The following is a 20,868-nucleotide window of genomic DNA, read 5'->3' on the forward strand; positions in this document are numbered from 1 at the left end:
ATAAAAAAGCCAGCAGTTTTTGCTGGCTTTTACTTTTTCTTTGATAATTTTTCAACTTCCACTCTGCCAGAAAAGAACGTCGCGCCGCCGCCCATATCTGCCAATCGATCAGGTGTTAATCCATTCACTAAATGCTTTTTGCCTTTTTGATCTGCCCATAAACCTTGACTGACCACAACACCAGATAATACATTTTGACCGACTGACACGACAAGCTCACACTCTCCTCGGTCGTTCAACACACGTACCATGTCACCATCTTCAATTTTTCTTTCCTTTGCATCCTGTTCATTCATGTGAAGCTTCGGAAATTTCTCTAGCTTTTGATGCTTTTCATGAAGTGAGAAGGTGGAATTCAGAAAATTATGGTTCGGTCCCGGTATAAAGGTAAGCGGATAATCGCTTTCCTGATAAAGGGGCACATAGGTTGGAAGTGCTGGATACCCGTCTTTTTTCATTTGTTCAGAATAAAGCTCAATTTTCCCGCTTGGGGTTTGAAGCTTTAATTCCTGGAAAGGTCCACGTTTCGCTTTGATCCATTTCTTTTCTTTTAATGCTTCGTATGAAATGTCCTCATAATGCGGATTTTCTGGATGATGAAGAGCTTGTTCCATCAGTTCAGCATCTGTCTCGCGGAAGGCTTCATCTTCAAAGCCCATCGCATGGGCAAGCAGGCGGAATACTTCAGTATTTGATTTGCTTTCTCCGTAGCGTTCTATCACAGGCTCCTGAATTTGAATATAATGATGCCAGTACGATGTATAAAAATCCTCGTTTTCAAAGGCTGATGTCGCTGGCAGGACAATGTCTGCATACGCCGCTGTTTCTGTCAGGAATAAATCATGAACCACTGTAAATAAATCCTCTCTCATCAAACCTTCTCTGACTTTATTCGCTTCTGGTGTCACAACCGCTGGGTTGCACGAGTAGATAAAGAGAGAATCAACGGAAGGCTCTGCGTTTGTCAGCACGCTGCCCAGCTGATTCATATTAAATGATCTAGGCGTTCGTTCTTTTAATAAATCCGGCCGCTGAAGAGCTGTCTCATTATAGCTGAGAAAAGAAGAGTTTGATTTCATCGCTCCGCCGCCCTTGTGCAGCCATTGACCAGTCAGGGCAGGGAGGCAGGAAATGGTTCTAATACTCATCCCGCCATTATCATGGTGCTGCAAACCATTCCCAATCCGAATAAGAGAGGGCGATGTCTCAGCGTACATTCTCGCAAGTGTAATGATGTCATCCTTAGGCACACCTGTGATGCGCTCAACTGTGTCTGGATCATATTGCTTTACATGCTCACGCAGCTCCTTATGGCCGACCGTGTAAGCCTCTAAAAATGCATCATCTGTACGTTCCTCTTTAAAAAGGACGTGCATGATGCCAAGGGCAAGTGCACTGTCAGTACCAGGCCGAAGCGGAATGAACCAATCTGCCATCCGGCCGGTTTGGTTCTTGTGAACATCAATTACGACAATCTTCGCTCCTTGCTTTCGTGCTTTTTGTGCCAAGGTGATTTGGTGCATATTTGTCGACACGGCATTGATGCCCCAAAAGATAAATAGTTTCGTATGAATGGTTTCTTCAGGATCTGTCCCAATGCTGGCACCCATTGTATATTTATAGCCAGTCGTTCCTGCTGACTGACAGATTGTCCGGTCTAACTGACTTGAACCAAGACGATAAAAAAAGCGGCGGTCCATTCCTTCTGCGTTGAGATTGCCCATGTTTCCATAGAAGCTGTAAGGCAGAATGCTTTCTGGTCCTTTTTCTTCGATCAGCTTTGTCCATTTTTGCCGAATGGTTTCAATGGCTTCTTCCCACGTAATCGGTGCAAACTGACCTTCGCCTTTTTGGCCAACACGTTTTAAAGGAGTGGTCAGTCTTTTTTCATCATATAAACGGGCTGTGACATTACGCACTTTGTTGCATATGTTTCCTTGTGTGACAGGGTGGTCCGGATCTCCCTGCACTTTCACGATCTTTCCATTTTCTTTATGTATTAAAAGACCGCACTGATCCGGGCAGTCTAACGAACAAACTGATTTGAATATCCCGTCTTTCATCGCTGTATAATCGGTCATGAGTTTTCGGCTTCCTTTCTGCAATCCGTTATCACTTTGTATGGATTTTATTTTAGCATGTTCGGAGGAGGAAGGTAAGAAAGAGATGATGAATTGAAGAAAATGAAAAAAAGCCCCTGAAAAGGGACTTTTAAAAACGGGTGACTTGTACAGGAAATTCTTTTACCCCAAAAACAAACGTGCTTTGAATAGGTTTTAGCTGATCTGCAATACAGGTGATGTCTTGAAACGTATGGAGTAAAACGTCAAGCGCAATGTTGCTTTCAAGCCGGGCAAGCGGTGCACCGAGACAAAAGTGAATGCCAAACCCAAAGCTCATATGTGGATTTGATTTCCGGTCAAGCCGAAACGTATCTGGATCTTCAAACTTCTGTTCATCCCGATTTGCTGAAGCAACCCAGCTGATGAGATAGTCTCCTTTTTTAATGTGCGCGCCTGCAATTTCAACATCTTCTGCAGCGATTCGGCCAATGGCTTGAACAGGGGGATAATACCGTAACGTTTCCTCAGTCAATTGAGGAATAAGAGAGGGGTCCTGCCGAACTGATTCAGCGATATGCGGCTGCTCTGTCAGCAGTCGTACGGCATTGGTTATTAAATTGGTCGTTGTCTCATTGCCTGCAACGAGTAATAGAATACAAAAGCCAAGCAGTTCATTCTCGGTTAAACGCTCTCCATCGATTTCCGCTTGAATGAGAAGCGAGATCAGGTCATCGGCAGGCGTTTCTTTTCGTTTTTTGATCAAATGAGCAAAATAAACGGACAGCTCCTCTTCAGCACGTTTCTGCATATCTACAACAGCCTGAATGGCTTCTTTTGATTCATCCTTAGCACCAGCCACAAGAGCATCAGAATGTTTTTTAATCAGCTCTCTGTCCTGCACCTCTGCACCGAGAAGCTCAGCGATGATCATCACTGGCAGGGGAGCTGCTAAATCTTGCACAATATCAAACGTACGTTGATCCTTAACTTGATTTAATAGATCATGTGTCAAGTCTTTGATCTTATCTTCTAATTGCTTGATCGCTTTTGGGGTGAACGCTTTATTCACAAGCGCTCTCATCTTTGTATGTTTTGGAGGATCCATCGTTAAAATACTTGTTTTAGACGTGCTTCTTCCTCGCTGTGAAGAGAACACTTTAGGCTGTTTTAGAACAGACTGGATATCCGAATATCGAAAGAGATCCCAGCACTTTCTTGTCTCATCATATCTAATATCACTCTCTGCACGCAGCTCATTGTAAATAGGGAATGGGAAAAGAAGGTCATCGGTAGAACGGATTTCTTTCATTGGAATCACATTGACATAGTTTTCTTTCACTTTCATTATGAACGCTCCTTTTTCACATGATTTCTCTTTCACGGTATCACCAGTAAAATATCATTTCAACGGACATGTTTTCTAAAATATGTCAATAGTCTAATCGAAAGATTCAAGCACATTCACTATATAGGAAAATAGAAAGTCATTAAAATGAGAGCGCTTTCTGAAAAATAGAATTGAAGTCACCGAAACCAAAAATAAATTGGTGAATCCAGTCGAACGAAAGGGTCCTATGATTCAAATGATCATAGTTCTTTTGATCTAAATTACTGTATTTGAAAAACACGGCTAACATACTTGCAGCAAGCTGTCCGCCGTGCATTCGGGACTTTTGAAAAGCGCTGGCTCTTTCTTGACACGATTTCTCATCATGTTACGATAACTTACGTGTGAAAAACACGAACAAAAAGCGAACAAGGGAGAGGATCAATATCATTGATCAAAAGAAAGTTGCTTTCATTGGAGCAGGCTCTATGGCGGAAGGAATGATTGCAGGGATTGTGCGATCAGGACAGATGCCGCTAGACCAAATTTACGCAACAAACAGACAAAATCAACTTCGATTGAATGAACTAACGAAACGATACGGAATCCAAACAGCCGCAATGGATTCATTTCCTTTTGAAGAAATGGATATGTTGATCCTGGCCATGAAGCCAAAGGATGCTGAAGCAGCCCTTGAATCATTAAAACCTCGTATTCAGCCAGATCAGCTCATCATGTCTGTCCTTGCAGGTGTCAAGCTATCGTATATTGAAGACATGCTGCATGAAGGCCAGCCTGTTATGAGGGTCATGCCAAATACATCAAGTACGATCGGGGCATCAGCGACTGCTTTATCTGCTGGACGTTACGTGAAAAACGACCATATGAGCATAAGCCAGGCTCTTTTATCTGAAATGGGCGAAGTCTATACCATTCAGGAAGAGCAAATGGATATTTTTACTGGAATTGCTGGAAGCGGGCCCGCCTACTTTTATTTCTTAATGGAAAGAATCGAAGAAGCAGGAGAAGAGGCAGGTTTATCAAAGGAATTGTCTCGCCAAATTGGCGCGCAGACACTCCTCGGTGCGGCAAAAATGCTGCAAGAAACAGAGGAAAATCCTTCTGTCCTAAGAGAGAAAATTACGTCACCAAATGGAACAACTGCTGCAGGACTGAATGCATTAGATGATTTTGGCGGGGGAGAAGCGATCAAGCAGGCTGTCAAACATGCTGCCAATCGATCAAAAGAGATAAGCAATCAGCAAAAACAAAAAGTATCTATATAAATAGAGCTCAGGTACAGGAGTGATTAGGTGTACGCAGATAAAGAGAGAAAACGAATTGTTGTGAAAATCGGAAGCAGCTCTCTTACTAGCTTTCAAGGTGAGATTAGTTTGAAAAAACTAGAAAACCTCGTCAATCAAATTGTGAAACTCAAAGATGAAGGACACGAAGTCATTTTGGTTTCATCTGGTGCGGTTGCAGCTGGTTACCGAAAACTAGGATTTATCGATAGACCCAAAACACTGCCGGAAAAGCAGGCATCTGCCTCAATTGGGCAAGGGCTTTTAATGGAATCATATTCTACTTTATTTTTATCACACGGTTATATTGCCTCACAGCTCTTAATTACAAGAAGTGATTTTTCTGATGAAACGCGCTATCAAAATGTGCGTAACACAATGAACGTGTTATTAGATCGAGGCATCATCCCAATTATTAATGAAAATGATACAGTGACGATCAATCGGTTGAAGTTTGGAGACAACGATACATTGTCTGCAAAAGTAGCTGGACTCATTGATGCGGATTTCCTTGCCATTTTATCTGATATTGATGGCTTGTATGAAGATAATCCTCATACAAATCCAAATGCGAAGAGAATTCTTGAAGTGACAGACATCACAGAAGACATCGAAGCAGCTGCTGGAGACGCAGGCAGCAGCGTAGGTACAGGCGGAATGAAATCAAAGCTCGATGCGTTTAAAATATCAATGGCCGCAGGGATCAACGGCTTTTTAGGAAAAGCAGATACGCCTGACATTTTAGACAAAGCCATCAATGGGACAGAGGACGGTACTTATTTTACCGCTGACGAAAATGTAGCGCCGCTCAATTATAAGAAGCAGTGGATTGCCTTTCATTCTGGACCAAAGGGTGAGATCGTGGTTCAAGAGAAAACACAGGAATTCCTCATGCACCGAGAGGGAAGCCTTGATTCTGATGGGATTGTCAACGTAAAAGGTTCGTTTAAAAAAGGCGATGTGGTCCGTATTTTAGATCAAGATGGAAGAGAAATAGGTCTTGGCATTGTGAATTATGCGTCAGATGAACTCGCACGTAAGAGTGATTTGTTACAAGATGAGATCGTGCATGTCGTCGATCTTGAAGCATTTGTTTGTCATTTAGATTTATCGATTCCAGTTTGTTAACCAAAAGGGAGGAATTCCATGACACTGACAGCTGAAGTTGTCACATCGGTCAAAGAAAAAGCGAAAAAAGCAAAGCATGTTTCAAAAAAACTAAGTTTACTTCAAACAGAGGAAAAGAATGACGCGCTTCTTAAAATGGCAGAAGCATTAGAGCAAAACAGCCGCTTTATTTTACAGGAGAATCAAAAGGACCTAGATGCTGGAAAAGAAAAGGGCTTCACAGAGGCACTCTTGGATCGATTACTGTTAAATGAAGAAAGAATTCATGAGTTTGCTGAAAGTTTGCGGCTCGTGACGAGATTAACAGATCCTGTTGGAGAAATATTGGATGAATGGACTCTTGATAACAGCTTACACGTAAAAAGCCGAAGAGTACCGCTCGGCGTGATCGGGATGATCTATGAAGCGAGACCGAACGTCACTGTCGATGCAGCAGGCCTTGCCTTAAAGGCAGGCAACTCAGTGATTTTAAAAGGCGGTTCCTCCGCTATTTCTTCCAACAAAGCCATTGTCAGTGTGATCCATGAAGCATTGGATCAAACAAAGATTCCTCGTGATGCGGTGCAATTAATTGAACAAACAGATCGTTCATCGGTTCAGGCGATGTTTCAACTAAAAGAATGGATCGATGTTTTAATTCCGCGTGGCGGAGCTTCCTTAATCAAAACAGTGGTGGAAGAATCCACTATCCCAGTGCTTGAAACAGGGACAGGAAACTGTCATGTCTTTATTGATCAAACCGCAAATGTGAAAAAAGCCATTGAAATTGTGATCAATGCAAAAACGAATCGTCCGGCTGTATGTAATGCACTTGAGACGCTGATCATTCATCGCGAATGGCTGAAAGAGAATGCAGCCTCATTAAATGAAGCTTTGCAGGAGCATCGTGTTACTGTACATGGCGACCAGGCAGCAGAGTCTTACTTTTCAAACGCGGTTCCTGCTGGAGAAGTGGATTGGACAGATGAGTATTTAAGTCTGGATCTTGCAGTAAAGGTAGTCGATTCAGTTGAGGAAGCAATCAGCCATATCGATCAGTACGGCACAAAACATTCAGAAGCGATCGTGACAGAAGATGAAAAAAATGCACTCACGTTTCTAAACGAAGTCGATGCGGCGGCTGTTTATCATAACGCATCGACTCGCTTTACAGACGGCGGTGCACTTGGCTATGGAGCTGAAATCGGCATCTCCACGCAAAAGCTGCACGCCAGAGGGCCGATGGGACTTCCTGCACTCACGACAACTAAGCTGCTTCTGTGTGGTGACGGTCAGATTAGAAGCTAGAAAGATTCAAGAAACACTACCTTTTTTATGAGGTAGTGTTTTTAACTTTATTTAAAAGAAATACACGTTATCCTACGTTTGCACAATTTTTCTTCATGATCTTCTCAAATTTAAAAAATTCAAATTCCTCAGGTGCTAAAGGTTCGTTGCCTTGAGGTGCTTCATAAGGTGCGTTTGGATCTGGATGGTGTAAGTGATAAAATTCAACTATTTGAAAGCCGCACTTATTGACATAAAAATGAATGTTGCGTTTTTCAAAGTATGGAGTCACAACCTCCCATACAATCGTTTCTGGATATTGCGCCTCGATGGCTTTCCATGCTGCCTGACCAATGCCCCGGCTGTGAAAGGATGATGAAATGTATAGCAAATCAACCGAGTTGTGATGTGTCTCTTGGTTGATTTTGATAACAACGCCGCCTGCCTTTTCACCATTTAGCATAATATGATAAACAATGTGTTCATTCGAATGAAAGGATTCATCAATCACTTCATCTGGAGGAATTGGTCCACCATGCGCATCGCCAAATGCATCGATCACGCCAGCTGTAAAAGCTTTCTGAAGCTCTTTTTTCATTGAAGGGAAGTCCTCTTTATTTGCTTGTGCTAATGTTACTTCATGTTGAGTTATTTTGTTCATTTTTTTATCCTTTCCATGCGTAGTGATGTTTCTGGATGTTATAATAAAGGATGGAGTTACTCCATAGTCAAGAAAGGAGCCTTCCTCATGATCAATGATGTGCAAAAAACGTTTTTCACTGGAGAATTTGCCAAGCTATTTGATGTCAAAAAAGATACGCTTCTGTATTATGATAAAATCGATTTATTTAAGCCGGCTGGTGTTCACGAAAATGGATACCGCTACTATACACTTGAGCAATTTGACCATTTTATTGCGATTCAATCCTTGCGGGCTGTTCAATTTCCGATCAAAGAGTTAAAACAATATTTCACAGAACCTTCCCGCGAGAGACTGCAAAGCCTAGCGGCCGACCAAATAAAAAAGGTCAAACAAGAGATTGAAAAACTTCAAGACATCCAGGCTTTTCTTATGCGGGTGATGGAGACGACACATGAATTAGCAAATGTCAAAATAGGGGAGGTCCTGTTTCAAGAGCTGCCAGAAGAACCCGTGGTACTAAGTGCATCAAACCCGATCGACTTCAATACACCTGTAGAAGAAATATCACGTATTGTAGGGGAATTTTTAAAGGGAGTTGGCATAAAAGGGGCTGCGGCAAATGGTTCTGTCTTAAAAAAGGAGCAGTTCCGTAAGCGGCACTATCATCAGTCAGATCAGCTGTTCTGCCGAATGGATGGCCCGGCGGCAGTCAAAAAACCTGGCGGGCTCTATGCGGTGATGTATGATCAAGGAACATTTGATGAGATCGAATCTGCTTATTCGCATTTGTTAGATGAAATCGAGAAAGAGGGCATGATGCTGGATGGAGATGTATTTGAGGAGTATTTACTTCATTCGCTCATGTCTAAAGATGAAGCAGAGTATATAACGAAGCTCAGTGTAAAAGTGAAGAAGCGAGTAGATGACAATTGAAAAGAGGATAGACAGCATGTGACATGCGTGTCTATCCTCTTTTTTTGATGTTATCCCACTTGATTTTCGGCAAATTGACTCATATATAAGTCTGCATAGAAGCCTTTTTGTTTTAAAAGTTCGCTGTGCGATCCTTTTTCAATGATGCTTCCATCCTTCATGACTAAAATAAGGTCTGCATCCTTGATTGTTGAAAGTCTGTGTGCAATCACGAAGCTCGTTCTGCCTTTCATCAATTCATTCATTGCTTTTTGAATATGCATCTCTGTCCGTGTATCTACACTGCTTGTTGCTTCATCTAATATCAAGATCTTTGGATCAGATAAAATGGCACGGGCGATGGTTAACAGCTGGCGCTGACCTTGAGACAGGTTGCCTGCATCTTCTGTTAACAGTGTGTCATATCCATCTGGAAGCGTGCGGATGAAATCATCTGCATAGGCATGTTTGGCGGCTTTGATGACATCCTCTTTGGAAACGTGCTGCCTGCCATAGGCAATGTTGTCGTAAATCGTTCCTTCAAAGAGCCATGTATCCTGAAGAACCATCGCAAATAATTCTCGTACTTGCTGACGGCTGAGGTCAGTTGTTTTGACACCGCCAATGCGTATGGAGCCTTGATCTAATTCGTAAAAACGCATTAAAAGGTTGATGATGGTTGTTTTTCCCGCACCTGTTGGTCCAACAATGGCAACAGTCTGTCCTTCTTGCACATCTAAATTCAAATCTTTAATAATCGGATGATCTTTTTCATATCCGAATTGAACTTGTTCAAAGCTCACATCACCTGAGAGTGAGGCAAGATCAATTGCAGCATCTTCTTCGGTACTTTCTTCTTCCTCATCGAGGATTTCAAACACCCTTTCAGCAGAAGCGATCGCTGATTGAACTAAGTTTGCGACACTTGATGCTTGCACAAGCGGCTGAGACATTTGCTGTGTGTATTGGATAAACGCCTGCACATCCCCGACACGAATATTCCCGTTAATGACAAGAATCCCGCCGGCTACACTGACTGCCACATAGCCAAGGTTCCCGATAAAGGTCATCATTGGCATCATTAAACCTGAAATGAACTGCGCTTTTCTTGAGGATTCATACAGCTTTTCATTTAATTGATCAAATGTATCGATCGCTTTCTTTTCGTAGCCATACGCACGAACTGTCTGATGTCCTGTGAACATCTCATTAATATGTCCATTGATCGTGCCAAGCTCTTTTTGCTGCGCTTTAAAATGCTTTTGAGAAAATGACGTAATGCCGCGAATCGCAAACAGGCTGAGTGGCAGCGTCAAACAAACAAGAAGCGTAAGCAGCGGACTGATGAAGAGCATCATCACGACAATCCCAATGACTGTAATCACAGATGTAATCACTTGGGTGAGCGCCTGCTGAAGCGATGTATTAATATTATCGATATCATTCATCACACGGCTTAGCGTGTCCCCGTGGGTTGTTTTATCAAAATAACGAAGGGGGAGACGTGTGAGCTTGTCATTTGCTTCCTGCCGTAATTCAGCAATGGTTTGTTGAGAGACACCAGCCATGACATATTGCTGAACGAATGAAAAGAGGGAAGCAACGACGTACAGCACGACAAGCAGCAAAAGAATTCGTGAAATGACATCAAATTGAACGCCTGTTCCATTCGTAAAGCTGTCAAATAGGGAAGAGGTGGCATCCCCAAGCAGCTTTGGACTAATGACGTTAAAGACAGTTGAACCAATCGCTGCAATAAAGACGATGATCAGCTGAAATTTCCTTGGTTTTAAGTAGCCTGTCAAACGTAGCAGTGTTTTCTTAAATTCCTTCGGTTTTGCGGCTGGCCCTTTAGGGTGGCCGCCTTTATGGCCCATGCCGGAAGACATTTTCTTACTCATCCTCGCTCACCTCCTGACCTTCCTGAGATGCGACAATCTCTTGGTATACAAGATTGTCCTTTAATAATTGTTCATGTGATCCGATACCTGCGATTTTCCCTTCATCAAGTACAATGATTTTATCACTATGCTTCACTGTACTGATTCGTTGAGCCACAATGATGAGGGCTGCATGAGCTTTTTCTGCTTCTAATGATGTTCGCAGCTTTGCATCTGTTTTGTAATCAAGTGCTGAAAAGCTATCGTCAAACAGATAGAATGATGGTTTTCGCACTAGCGCCCTTGCAATGGAAAGCCGCTGCTTTTGGCCGCCCGATAGATTGGAACCACCCTGATCAATTTCTGCATCAATTCCGCCATCTTTTTGCAAAACAAATTCTTCGGCCTGCGCAGTTCGCAGCGCCTGCCAGATGTCTTCATCGCTTGCATCCTGCTTGCCAAAGCGCACATTGTCGGCAATGGTTCCACTGAATAAAACAGCTTTTTGAGAGACATAGCCCATTTGGTTTCTCAGTTTCTCTTGTGGCAGCTCTCTAATATCTACACCATCTAGTGTAATCCGGCCTTCTGTCACTTCATAAAAGCGCGTCATCAGCTGGAGAAGTGTTGTTTTCCCAGAACCCGTACTTCCGATGATGGCTGTCGTTTCACCAGTTTTGGCTTCAAACGTGATACCTTGAACGGCTGGTTTCTCAGCATTTGAGTAATAAAATGACACATCCTCAAAGCGAATGGATTGAGCGGGCTCGTGAAGCTCAGTCATAGATTCTTCTTTATCTTTAATCTTTGGTTCCATGTTTAACACTTCATTCATGCGTTTAGCTGATGCTTGTGCTCTTGGGACCATAATAAAGCTCATCGACAGCATAATCAGTGCCATTAAAATCATCATCGCATATTGAATGAAGGCAATGAGATTCCCAACTTCCATTTCTCCGGCATCAATTCGGTTTGCACCAAGCCAGACAATGCCGATATTCGTGAAGTTCATGATGATCAGCATAAATGGAAACAAGTAAGCCATTAATCGGTTGACTTTAAGACCAGTGTCCTTATAGGACGTGTTGGCTTCTTGGAATCGCTCCTTTTCATCATCCACACGGTTAAATGCACGAATAACGCGGATGCCTGAAAGAGATTCCCGCATAATTAAATTCAGCCGGTCTGTTTTTTTCTGAAGCTGGCCAAATAGAGGGATGGCTTTTCTTGACACCAAATAAATGAATCCACCAAGAAGGGGGAGGGCTGCCAAAAAGATAAGAGACAGGACAGCATCTCTGGAAACAGCCAAAATAATTCCGCCCACAAGCATGAGCGGGGCCCGCGTCATCATTTGTAAAATCATAATCGTCACATCTTGGACTTGTTTCACATCATTTGTTGATCTAGTAATAAAGGAAGATGTGCCGATCTTTTGAAATTCTTCTAATGAAAATTGTTCGACATGCACAAACAGCTGTCTTCTCATATCACGGCCGAAGCCAAGTGCTGTCTTTGATGACAAGTAAGACTTCCAAATGGTGAGCAAAATGGCGAGTAAAGAACAAGCCACCATCCAGCCGCCAACCTTCCATATGTAAGCAATATCTCCCTGGACGATACCGACATCAACGATATCTGCTGTTAACGTCGGTAAATACAGCTGGAGCATACTGCTTAAAAAGGTGAGAATGACAATGGACACTACGGACAGCCGATACGGCTTTAAAAACGATAAAATTGATTTCATACGAATACCTTTCTTCCATATAGTCTTTTGTTCTGTAACCCATCATATACAAAGAGGGATTATTTCTACAAATGAAATGTCTTCTTTTAATGAATTATTTATATTGTTCAATTTTAGAAAAGAAATCCTTCACAAACACATAAAAATCATGGGCAGAAGGAGACATTTCGCGCGTTTTAGATGCAATAATGCCAACCGTTCGTCTCACTTGAGGAAAATCGATCGGAATTTTCACTGTAAATCGCGGTGTTGTTTCATAAAAGGCGCTTTCGGGTAATAAGGTAACACCCATACCTGCCGATACGAGACCTTTAATCGCATCCAAATCTTCTCCTTCAGATGAAATGGTAGGCTCATAGCCTGCCTGCTTGCAAGCATCAACCGCAATTTGTCTCAGCACATACCCTTCAGGAAATAACACGAAATGATCCCTTCTTAAATCACTTAAATGAATACTCCTTTGTCCGCTAAAGGGGTGGCTAACCGGTAAAAGGGCATATATGCTTTCGGAAAACAAAATATTTCCTTCTATTTGAGAATCGTTTGTCGGTACGGGTCCTAAAAAGGCGAGATCGATATCTCGATTTTTGACCGATTCAATGAGAAATTTATAGGATCCTTGACGAAGTAAAAAATCGACCTCTGGATATTCCTGCTTAAAGGCGGAGATGACAGAAGGGAGTACTTGGCTTGCTAGACTTGTAGGAAAGCCAATATTCACCGTTCCTTTGTGCGGATCTAAGTATTCATCAATTTGCTCTTTCGCATAATCAATGGCTTTGAGTGCAGTTCTGACATGATCTAAAAATTGTCTGCCGATCTTCGTTAATTTGATATTTCGTCCTTCTCGTTCGAATAAGGCCACTCCAAGCTCTTCTTCTAAATTCGCAATCTGCCGGCTGATGGCAGATTGGGCAACATGTAAGTTTTCAGCCGCTTCTGACACGTGTTCACGGTCGGCGACTTCTACAAAATAACGTAACTGACGAAGCTCCATTTTGCACTTCACACCCATCTATCTCAAAAAGAGATTGTTTTGATCTAAATTATATATTGTTTATATCAATTTGAAAACTTAAAATAAGTTACAGAGTTTGTGAGATTTTATTACTGTGAAAAAACGGATCTTTTAAACGGGGGAGAGAAACGATGACTTATAATCAACTACCACAACCACAAGGTCTCTACCGTCCTGAATTTGAACATGATGCATGTGGAATCGGACTGTACGCCCATTTAAAAGGGGAGGCGACACATAGCATCGTCAAAAAGGGATTACAAATGCTGTGCCAGCTTGATCATCGCGGCGGGCAAGGCAGTGATCCGTATACAGGTGATGGTGCCGGTTTAATGGTACAGCTGCCAGACGCTTTCTTTAGAAAGAACTGCAAAGAATTTGCACTTCCTGAAAAAGGCCGTTACGGGGTAGGAATGGTCTTCTTTTCAAAAGATGATGACGAAAAAACGCGTCAAGCCATCGAACAGAAAATCAACGGGTTCATTAAACAAGAAGGCCAAACATTAATTGGCTGGAGAACGGTTCCTGTCGATGCCGGAAAAATTGGTACTGTCGCAGCGAAGAGCTGTCCGGTTGTGAGACAGGTCTTTATCGGAGCAAACGACAACATCACAGATCGTTTGTCATTTGAACGAAAATTATATGTCATCCGTAAGCAGGCTGAGAACTGGGGAACAAGAGAGGAAAAGCAATTTTACTTTGTCAGCCTGTCGAGTCAAACCATCGTATACAAGGGGCTTTTAACATCAGATCAAGTCGATGCTTTTTATCTTGATCTACAGGATGAAACATTTGTTTCTGCATTTTCACTTGTTCATTCAAGATTTAGTACAAATACATTTCCTACATGGGAAAGAGCCCATCCAAACCGTTACTTAATTCACAACGGAGAAATCAACACATTAAGAGGAAACATCAATTGGATGAGAGCAAGAGAACAACAATTCGTATCTGAAGCCTTCGGAGACGATTTAGACAAGATTTTGCCAGTGCTGAATGCAGACGGAAGTGATTCATCCATTTTAGACAATGCCTTTGAATTCTTTGTGCTTGCAGGCCGTACACCTGCTCATACAGCAATGATGCTGATTCCTGAGCCTTGGACGGAAAACACGCACATGTCGAAAGAGAAACGGGCATTTTATGAATACCATAGTTCTCTCATGGAGCCGTGGGATGGACCAACAGCCATTTCCTTTACGGACGGGAAACAAATCGGGGCCATCTTAGACCGAAACGGATTGAGACCGGCAAGATATTATGTCACGAATGATGATCATATCATTTTCTCTTCTGAGGTTGGCGTAATTGACACAAATGAAGAAGATGTGAAGTATAAAGATCGGCTTGAGCCTGGTAAAATGCTGCTCATTGATCTAGAAGAAGGACGAATTATTTCTGACGAAGAAGTGAAATCGACCATTGCGAATGAACTGCCTTATCAAAAATGGCTCGATGAAGAAATGGTCCACGTCAATCGCTCGGAAGAAAATTCAGAAAATTCTAGTATAATGGATGATTTATTGACGCGTCAGCGTGCGTTCCATTATACGTATGAAGACATTCAAAAGTATTTAATTCCTTTACTAGAGGAAGGCAAGGACCCAATCGGTTCAATGGGAAGTGACACACCGCTTGCTGTGTTATCAGATCGTGCGCAGTCTCTTTTTCATTATTTTAAGCAGCTGTTTGCACAAGTCACGAACCCGCCGATTGATGCCATTCGTGAGCAGCTCGTGACATCAACCATGACTTGGTTAGGTGCCGAAGGCGATATTTTACATCCGAATGAATATTCATGCCGAAGAATTAAACTTTATACACCGGTCTTAACGAGCGGACAATTTAACGGCTTGAAAACGATTGTTCATAATGCCTTTAAAAGCAAAACAATCCATACACTTTTCACCGATGATTTAAAGCGCGGACTGGATGCGATGTTTGAAGAGGCGGAAAAAGCGATCAGAGAAGGTGTCTCTTTATTAATCCTTTCAGATCGTGAAATGACAGCACAAAAAGTACCGATTCCACCACTTCTTGCGCTAAGTGCACTTCATCAGCATCTTGTGCGTCAAGGTCTACGGACAAAGGTCAGTCTGATCGTTGAATCTGGAGAGGTGAGAGAGGTCCATCATTTTGCCGCACTAATTGGCTACGGCGCAGATGCGATTCACCCTTACCTTGTCTATGAAACGTACAAACAGCTGATTGCAGACGAAGCGATTTCGATCAGCTTTGATGAAGCTGTTACAAAGTTTGGTAAAAGCGTGACAGAAGGTGTCGTCAAAGTCATGTCCAAAGTGGGAATTTCCACTGTGCAGAGCTATAGAGGCGCGCAAATCTTTGAAGCAGTCGGGATTAGTGAAGACGTCATTCAAGCGTATTTCACAGGAACAGCTTCACAGCTTGGCGGGATTGATCTTGACACCATTGCTCATGAGGCAAAACTCCGCCATGAAGCAGGGTATCAAGCAGCAACTGACCAGACACTTGAATCAGGCAGTGAATTCCAGTGGAGAAAAAATGGAGAGCATCATGCCTTTAACCCAAAAACGATCCATACGCTCCAGTGGGCATGCCGTAATGAAGATTACGATCTATTTAAACAATATACAAAAGCAGCGGATGAAGAAAGAATCGGCTTCCTCAGAAACTTGTTTGCATTTCAGCCAAAACAAAAGCCGGTTCGTCTGGAAGAGGTTGAATCTGCTGAATCCATCGTGCGCCGCTTTAAGACAGGTGCCATGTCATTTGGGTCTTTAAGTAAAGAAGCGCATGAGGCACTTGCGATTGCAATGAACCGAATTGGCGGTAAAAGTAACAGCGGAGAAGGCGGAGAAGATCCTGCCCGCTTTACAGTAGATGAACACGGTGATGACCGCAGAAGTGCGATTAAACAAATCGCTTCTGGCCGATTTGGTGTAAAAAGTCATTACTTGGTCAATGCAGATGAACTGCAAATTAAAATGGCGCAAGGAGCAAAACCTGGAGAAGGCGGACAGCTGCCAGGAAATAAAGTGTATCCTTGGGTGGCCGATGTACGTGGTTCTACGCCAGGTGTCGGATTGATTTCACCACCGCCGCATCATGATATTTATTCCATTGAGGATTTGGCACAGCTGATTCATGATTTGAAAAACGCGAACCGTGATGCACGCATCAGTGTCAAGCTTGTATCTAAAGCCGGCGTTGGCACGATTGCAGCAGGTGTAGCAAAAGGAACTGCGGACGTCATTGTCATCAGTGGTTATGATGGCGGTACAGGAGCTTCACCGAAAACAAGTATTAAACACACAGGGCTTCCTTGGGAGCTTGGATTGGCAGAGGCGCATCAAACCCTTGTGTTAAATGGTCTACGCGAGAGAGTCGTTCTTGAAACAGACGGAAAGTTAATGACTGGCCGCGACGTTGTGATGGCTGCGATTTTAGGAGCAGAAGAATACGGCTTTGCGACAGCTCCACTTGTCGTGCTGGGCTGCGTGATGATGAGAGCATGTCATTTAGATACTTGCCCAGTCGGTGTTGCCACACAAAATCCAGAGCTTCGCAAAAAGTTCATGGGTAACCCTGATCACATTGTGAACTTCATGATGTTTATTGCAGAGGAAGTAAGAGAAATCTTAGCGGAACTTGGCTTTACATCAATGGATGAATTAATCGGACGTACGGACGTCCTGGCGGTCAGTGAACGAGCAAAAGCTCACTGGAAAGCAGGCCAGCTAAACCTTGAAACACTGCTTTATCAGCCAGAAGGAGCGCGGACATTCAGAACACCGCAAAATCATAAAATTGACGAATCGCTGGATATGAATGAAATTCTTCCTTATGTGCAAGAAGCGCTGAATCATCAAACACCGGTTGATCTATCATTGAACATTCGCAATATCAACCGTGTGGCCGGAACCATTACTGGCAGTGAAGTGTCTAAGCGCTGCGGGGAAGAGGGCTTGCCAGAGGATACGATCACACTCAGATTCACTGGTTCAGCTGGACAAAGCTTTGGCGCATTTGTGCCAAAGGGCATGTCTCTCTATTTAACAGGTGATTCAAATGACTATATCGGCAAAGGACTCTCAGGAGGCAAAATTGCTGTGAAAACGTCTGATCATTTTGTACAAAATGGACATGAAAACGTCATTGTAGGAAACGTTGCATTTTACGGTGCAACTAGCGGAAAAGCTTATATTAACGGCCGTGCTGGTGAACGATTTGCTGTTCGTAATTCAGGTGTACATGTGGTTGTTGAAGGAATTGGAGATCACGGCTGTGAATACATGACTGGCGGACGTGTCGTTATTTTAGGAGACGTTGGGAAAAACTTTGGTGCAGGTATGTCTGGCGGTGTGGCTTACATCCATACATCGGATGCGAAACAGTTCAAAAGAATGTGCAATATGGAAATGATCATGTTTGAAAAGCTCACAGATCATGAAGAAGAACAAGAAGTGAAGCAGATGATCAAGGAACACCTTGATTATACAAACAGCTCAAAAGCAGCAGCACTTCTTGAAAACTGGGAGCAAGAAAAGGATCAATTCATCAAAGTCATTCCAAGAAATTACAAAATGATGCTTCAAAGTATTGAAGAACAAAAACAAGCGGGCCTCAGTCATGAAGAAGCAGTGATGTTTGCCTTTGAAGCAAACACAAAACCGAAAAATCAAGAAACGGCAAACGGGCAAAAAGCAGCCCTCGCTCATTAAGAAAGGGGAGAGGACAATGGGCAAAGCAACAGGTTTTATGGATTATAAAAGAGAAAAGCCAAATGAACGTGACCCTCTCACTCGTCAAAATGACTGGAAAGAATATTCAGCTCCTTATACAGATGACGTATTGAAAAAGCAGGGCGCTAGATGTATGGATTGCGGAACACCGTTTTGTCAAATTGGGATGGAGATCAGGGGCGGCGTGTCTGGCTGCCCGATCTACAACTTAATTCCAGAATGGAATGATCTTGTCTATCGCGGGAGATGGAAGGAAGCACTCGAAAGACTGCAAAAAACAAATAATTTCCCAGAGTTTACTGGGAGAGTATGTCCTGCACCTTGTGAAGGGTCATGTACAGTCGCTATCAATGATCCGGCTGTTTCGATTAAAAATATCGAACGCACGATCATTGATAAAGGTTTTGAAAATGGATGGATCACACCAAGAATCCCTTCAAGCCGTACAGGGAAGAAAATTGCCATTGTCGGCTCAGGACCAGCAGGACTTGCAAGTGCTGATCAATTAAACCAAGCAGGGCACGCTGTCACAGTGTTCGAGCGTTCTGACCGTCTTGGCGGACTGCTGACATACGGGATTCCGAATATGAAGCTCGACAAAGAAGTGGTCGAGCGAAGAGTCAAACTTCTAAGACAAGAAGGCATTGACTTTGTGACGAACACAGAAATCGGCGTGGATATTACTGCTGATGAACTGAAAGAGCAGTTTGATGCAGTTATCCTTTGTACAGGTGCACAAAAGCAGCGTGACCTATTGATTGAAGGCCGGGAAGCAAAAGGGATTCACCTTGCGATGGATTATTTAACCCTTGCAACGAAAAGCATGCTTGATTCAGGATTTAAAGACAAAAACTTCATTGATGCAAAAGGAAAAGACGTGATTGTGATTGGCGGAGGAGATACAGGTGCGGACTGCGTGGCAACTGCACTTCGCCAAAAAGCAAAAAGTGTTGTTCAATTTGGGAAGCATCCAAAGCTTCCGGATACACGTGTAGGGGATAACATGTGGCCAGAACAGCCTTATGTCTTCTCGCTGGATTATGCTTATGAAGAAGCACAAGCAAAATTCGGAGAAGATCCGCGTCAATATTCAATTCAAACCACAAAAATTGTGGCAGATAAAAATGGGAAATTAAAAGAGCTTCATACCATTCAAATGGAAAAGGTGAAAAACGAACAAGGGAAGTTTGAATTTCATGAAATTCCAGGGACAGAAAAGGTATGGCCTGCTCAGCTCGTCTTTATTGCAATTGGTTTTGAGGGAACTGAACAGCCGCTTGTGAAACACTTTGGCGTGGACAGCAAAAACAATCGCATTGACGCAAAATATGGGGAATATACAACAAATGTAGAAGGCGTATTTGCAGCGGGAGATGCAAGACGCGGGCAAAGCTTGATTGTCTGGGCAATTAATGAAGGCAGACAAGTGGCGCACGAGGTAGACCGTTATTTAATGGGGAGTTCGGTTCTGCCAAAATAGGTCAAACAAAGGGTGTTACAATATAAAGAAAAGCCATGACCAACGTGTGGTCATGGCTTTTTAGGTATGGTTGATTAACACTTTTTTACGTTTAAGCTGCGATACGACTAAACAGAGGAAGACAATCAGAACAAAAAGGGAAATGGTCAAAAAGCCAAACGTATATGAGCCAGTCAATTCTTTTAAACTGCCAAGAATATTAGGTAGAAAGAATCCGCCAATGCCTCCAGCAGCCCCAACAATTCCGGTCACAATCCCAATTTCTTTATGAAATACTTGAGGCACCAGCTGAAAAACAGCGCCATTTCCCATCCCAAGGCACATCATCCCTACAAATAAAAGCGCAATGACCACAGGTAAAGCTGGAAGACTGCTCACGCCTCCTAAGCAGATGCCGATGATTCCGAATAATCCAAGCAGTACTTTCATTCCGCCTATTTTATCGGCAATGAGACCGCCCACAGGCCGAAAGAAGCTGCCTGCCGCCACGCAAAGTGTCACAAAATCACCAGCATGAATCTTCGAAACCCCATATTGATCCACAAAGAAAATACTGAGGAAACTGGAAAGCCCGACAAACCCTCCGAATGTGATCGCATAAAGCAAACAGAAAAACCAAGTCGATTTCACTTGAAATACTGAAAAGTACGACCGAATCGGCTGAGGAGCGGGCTGATTTGGTGCATCTTTTGCAGTGAAAATAAAAAACAAAAAGACAAGACTTAACGGAATCAAAGCGAGCCCCATTACGGCATGCCACCCGTAAATCTCCGCAAGTCTTGGACCAAATAAGGTGGAGATTAGTGTTCCACTATTCCCGGCGCCTGCAATCCCCATGGCTACTCCTTGTAAGTGAGGAGGATACCAGCGGCTTGCCATTGGCAAAGCAACAGCAAAACTTGCTCCTGCTACTCCAAGCAAAATCCCAATCAGTACAAGCTCTGAAAGGGTTGTACCAGCGATAAACCCCCAAATAAGCGGAATGGTCGTTAAAAGCATTCCTATCACTGCAGTCTTTTTAGGTCCTATTCGATCGGTGAATAAACCAAGCACAATCCGAAAAAAAGAACCAGATAGAATTGGAATGGCCACAATCATGCCTTTCTCTACGGTTGATAAAGCAAAATCTTGTGCAATAAAAGCACCCAGCGCCCCTAACAAAACCCAAATCATAAAGCTCACATCAAAATATAAAAAGGAACCAAACAATGTCTTAGGATGACCACTTGATTTTAATTCTGAGAGTTTCATAAAACGCCTCCTCTATTTTGAATTTTCTGACTTAAAGATAGCGAGTTCACTTATGTAATGAAAGTATTATGTGAGAAAAATTGACATGAATAAACACTTTTTTACAAGTGTATGCCATAATC

13 protein-coding genes are annotated in these 20,868 nt (G+C 42.9%); 6 read left to right on the forward strand and 7 right to left on the reverse strand.

Annotated features, from left to right (window positions below):
• Positions 1 to 29 precede the first annotated feature (29 nt).
• Together JJ692_RS11615 and JJ692_RS11620 are read right to left on the reverse strand one after the other, a co-directional pair.
• Positions 30 to 2,081, reverse strand: coding sequence for a molybdopterin oxidoreductase family protein (locus JJ692_RS11615; RefSeq protein ID WP_149126547.1), 2,052 nt, complete (start codon positions 2,079 to 2,081; stop codon positions 30 to 32).
• 130 nt (positions 2,082 to 2,211) lie between these two features.
• Positions 2,212 to 3,408: a cytochrome P450 gene (locus JJ692_RS11620; RefSeq protein ID WP_206533777.1), complete on the reverse strand. Its 1,197-nt coding sequence runs from the start codon at positions 3,406 to 3,408 to the stop codon at positions 2,212 to 2,214.
• Between the two features lie 470 nt (positions 3,409 to 3,878).
• Here JJ692_RS11620 and proC point away from each other — a divergent pair, with 470 nt between their 5' ends.
• Genes proC through JJ692_RS11635 form a run of 3 tightly spaced genes read left to right on the forward strand, consistent with a single transcriptional unit; the run spans position 3,879 to position 7,109 of the window.
• Positions 3,879 to 4,676: a pyrroline-5-carboxylate reductase gene (gene proC / locus JJ692_RS11625; protein ID WP_024422653.1), complete on the forward strand. Its 798-nt coding sequence runs from the start codon at positions 3,879 to 3,881 to the stop codon at positions 4,674 to 4,676.
• 27 nt (positions 4,677 to 4,703) lie between these two features.
• Positions 4,704 to 5,822, forward strand: a complete 1,119-nt coding sequence (proB, locus tag JJ692_RS11630; RefSeq protein ID WP_024428364.1) for a glutamate 5-kinase — start codon at positions 4,704 to 4,706, stop codon at positions 5,820 to 5,822.
• 18 nt (positions 5,823 to 5,840) lie between these two features.
• Positions 5,841 to 7,109, forward strand: coding sequence for a glutamate-5-semialdehyde dehydrogenase (locus JJ692_RS11635; protein ID WP_206533779.1), 1,269 nt, complete (start codon positions 5,841 to 5,843; stop codon positions 7,107 to 7,109).
• Between the two features lie 67 nt (positions 7,110 to 7,176).
• On the opposite strand, the gene JJ692_RS11640 is transcribed toward JJ692_RS11635, so the two are convergent.
• The gene (locus JJ692_RS11640) at positions 7,177 to 7,749 is read right to left on the reverse strand and encodes a GNAT family N-acetyltransferase (protein ID WP_206533780.1); all 573 of its coding nucleotides are present in this window, start codon (positions 7,747 to 7,749) and stop codon (positions 7,177 to 7,179) included.
• 87 nt (positions 7,750 to 7,836) lie between these two features.
• Between JJ692_RS11640 and JJ692_RS11645 the strand changes: the two genes are divergently transcribed.
• On the forward strand, positions 7,837 to 8,664 hold the full coding sequence (locus JJ692_RS11645; RefSeq protein WP_206533781.1) for a MerR family transcriptional regulator: 828 nt from the start codon (positions 7,837 to 7,839) through the stop codon (positions 8,662 to 8,664).
• A 50-nt stretch (positions 8,665 to 8,714) separates the two neighbouring features.
• Here the strand turns inward: JJ692_RS11645 and JJ692_RS11650 are convergent, their stop codons facing one another.
• The 3 genes from JJ692_RS11650 to gltC form a co-directional block, all read right to left on the reverse strand.
• The gene (locus JJ692_RS11650; RefSeq protein ID WP_149126552.1) at positions 8,715 to 10,544 is read right to left on the reverse strand and encodes an ABC transporter ATP-binding protein; all 1,830 of its coding nucleotides are present in this window, start codon (positions 10,542 to 10,544) and stop codon (positions 8,715 to 8,717) included.
• Positions 10,537 to 12,273 (reverse strand): ABC transporter ATP-binding protein, encoded by a 1,737-nt coding sequence (locus JJ692_RS11655; RefSeq protein ID WP_149126553.1) that lies wholly within the window; start codon positions 12,271 to 12,273, stop codon positions 10,537 to 10,539. The genes JJ692_RS11650 and JJ692_RS11655 overlap by 8 nt, the downstream gene beginning before the upstream one ends.
• Positions 12,274 to 12,367: 94 nt before the next feature.
• The gene (gene gltC, locus JJ692_RS11660; RefSeq protein ID WP_149126554.1) at positions 12,368 to 13,270 is read right to left on the reverse strand and encodes a glutamate biosynthesis transcriptional regulator GltC; all 903 of its coding nucleotides are present in this window, start codon (positions 13,268 to 13,270) and stop codon (positions 12,368 to 12,370) included.
• A 152-nt stretch (positions 13,271 to 13,422) separates the two neighbouring features.
• On the opposite strand from gltC, the gene gltB reads away from it, so the two are divergent.
• Complete coding sequence (gene gltB, locus JJ692_RS11665) at positions 13,423 to 17,994, forward strand: glutamate synthase large subunit (protein ID WP_206533782.1); 4,572 nt, start codon at positions 13,423 to 13,425, stop codon at positions 17,992 to 17,994.
• A gap of 16 nt (positions 17,995 to 18,010) precedes the next feature.
• The gene (gene gltD / locus JJ692_RS11670) at positions 18,011 to 19,495 is read left to right on the forward strand and encodes a glutamate synthase small subunit (RefSeq protein WP_024428371.1); all 1,485 of its coding nucleotides are present in this window, start codon (positions 18,011 to 18,013) and stop codon (positions 19,493 to 19,495) included.
• Between the two features lie 60 nt (positions 19,496 to 19,555).
• Here the strand turns inward: gltD and JJ692_RS11675 are convergent, their stop codons facing one another.
• A complete protein-coding gene (locus JJ692_RS11675; protein WP_025093149.1) occupies positions 19,556 to 20,746 on the reverse strand; it encodes a nitrate/nitrite transporter in 1,191 nt (396 codons plus the stop codon).
• Positions 20,747 to 20,868: the final 122 nt, after the last annotated feature.

This window comes from Bacillus sp. 3a (assembly GCF_017161885.1).
Lineage (GTDB): Bacteria > Bacillota > Bacilli > Bacillales > Bacillaceae > Bacillus > Bacillus safensis.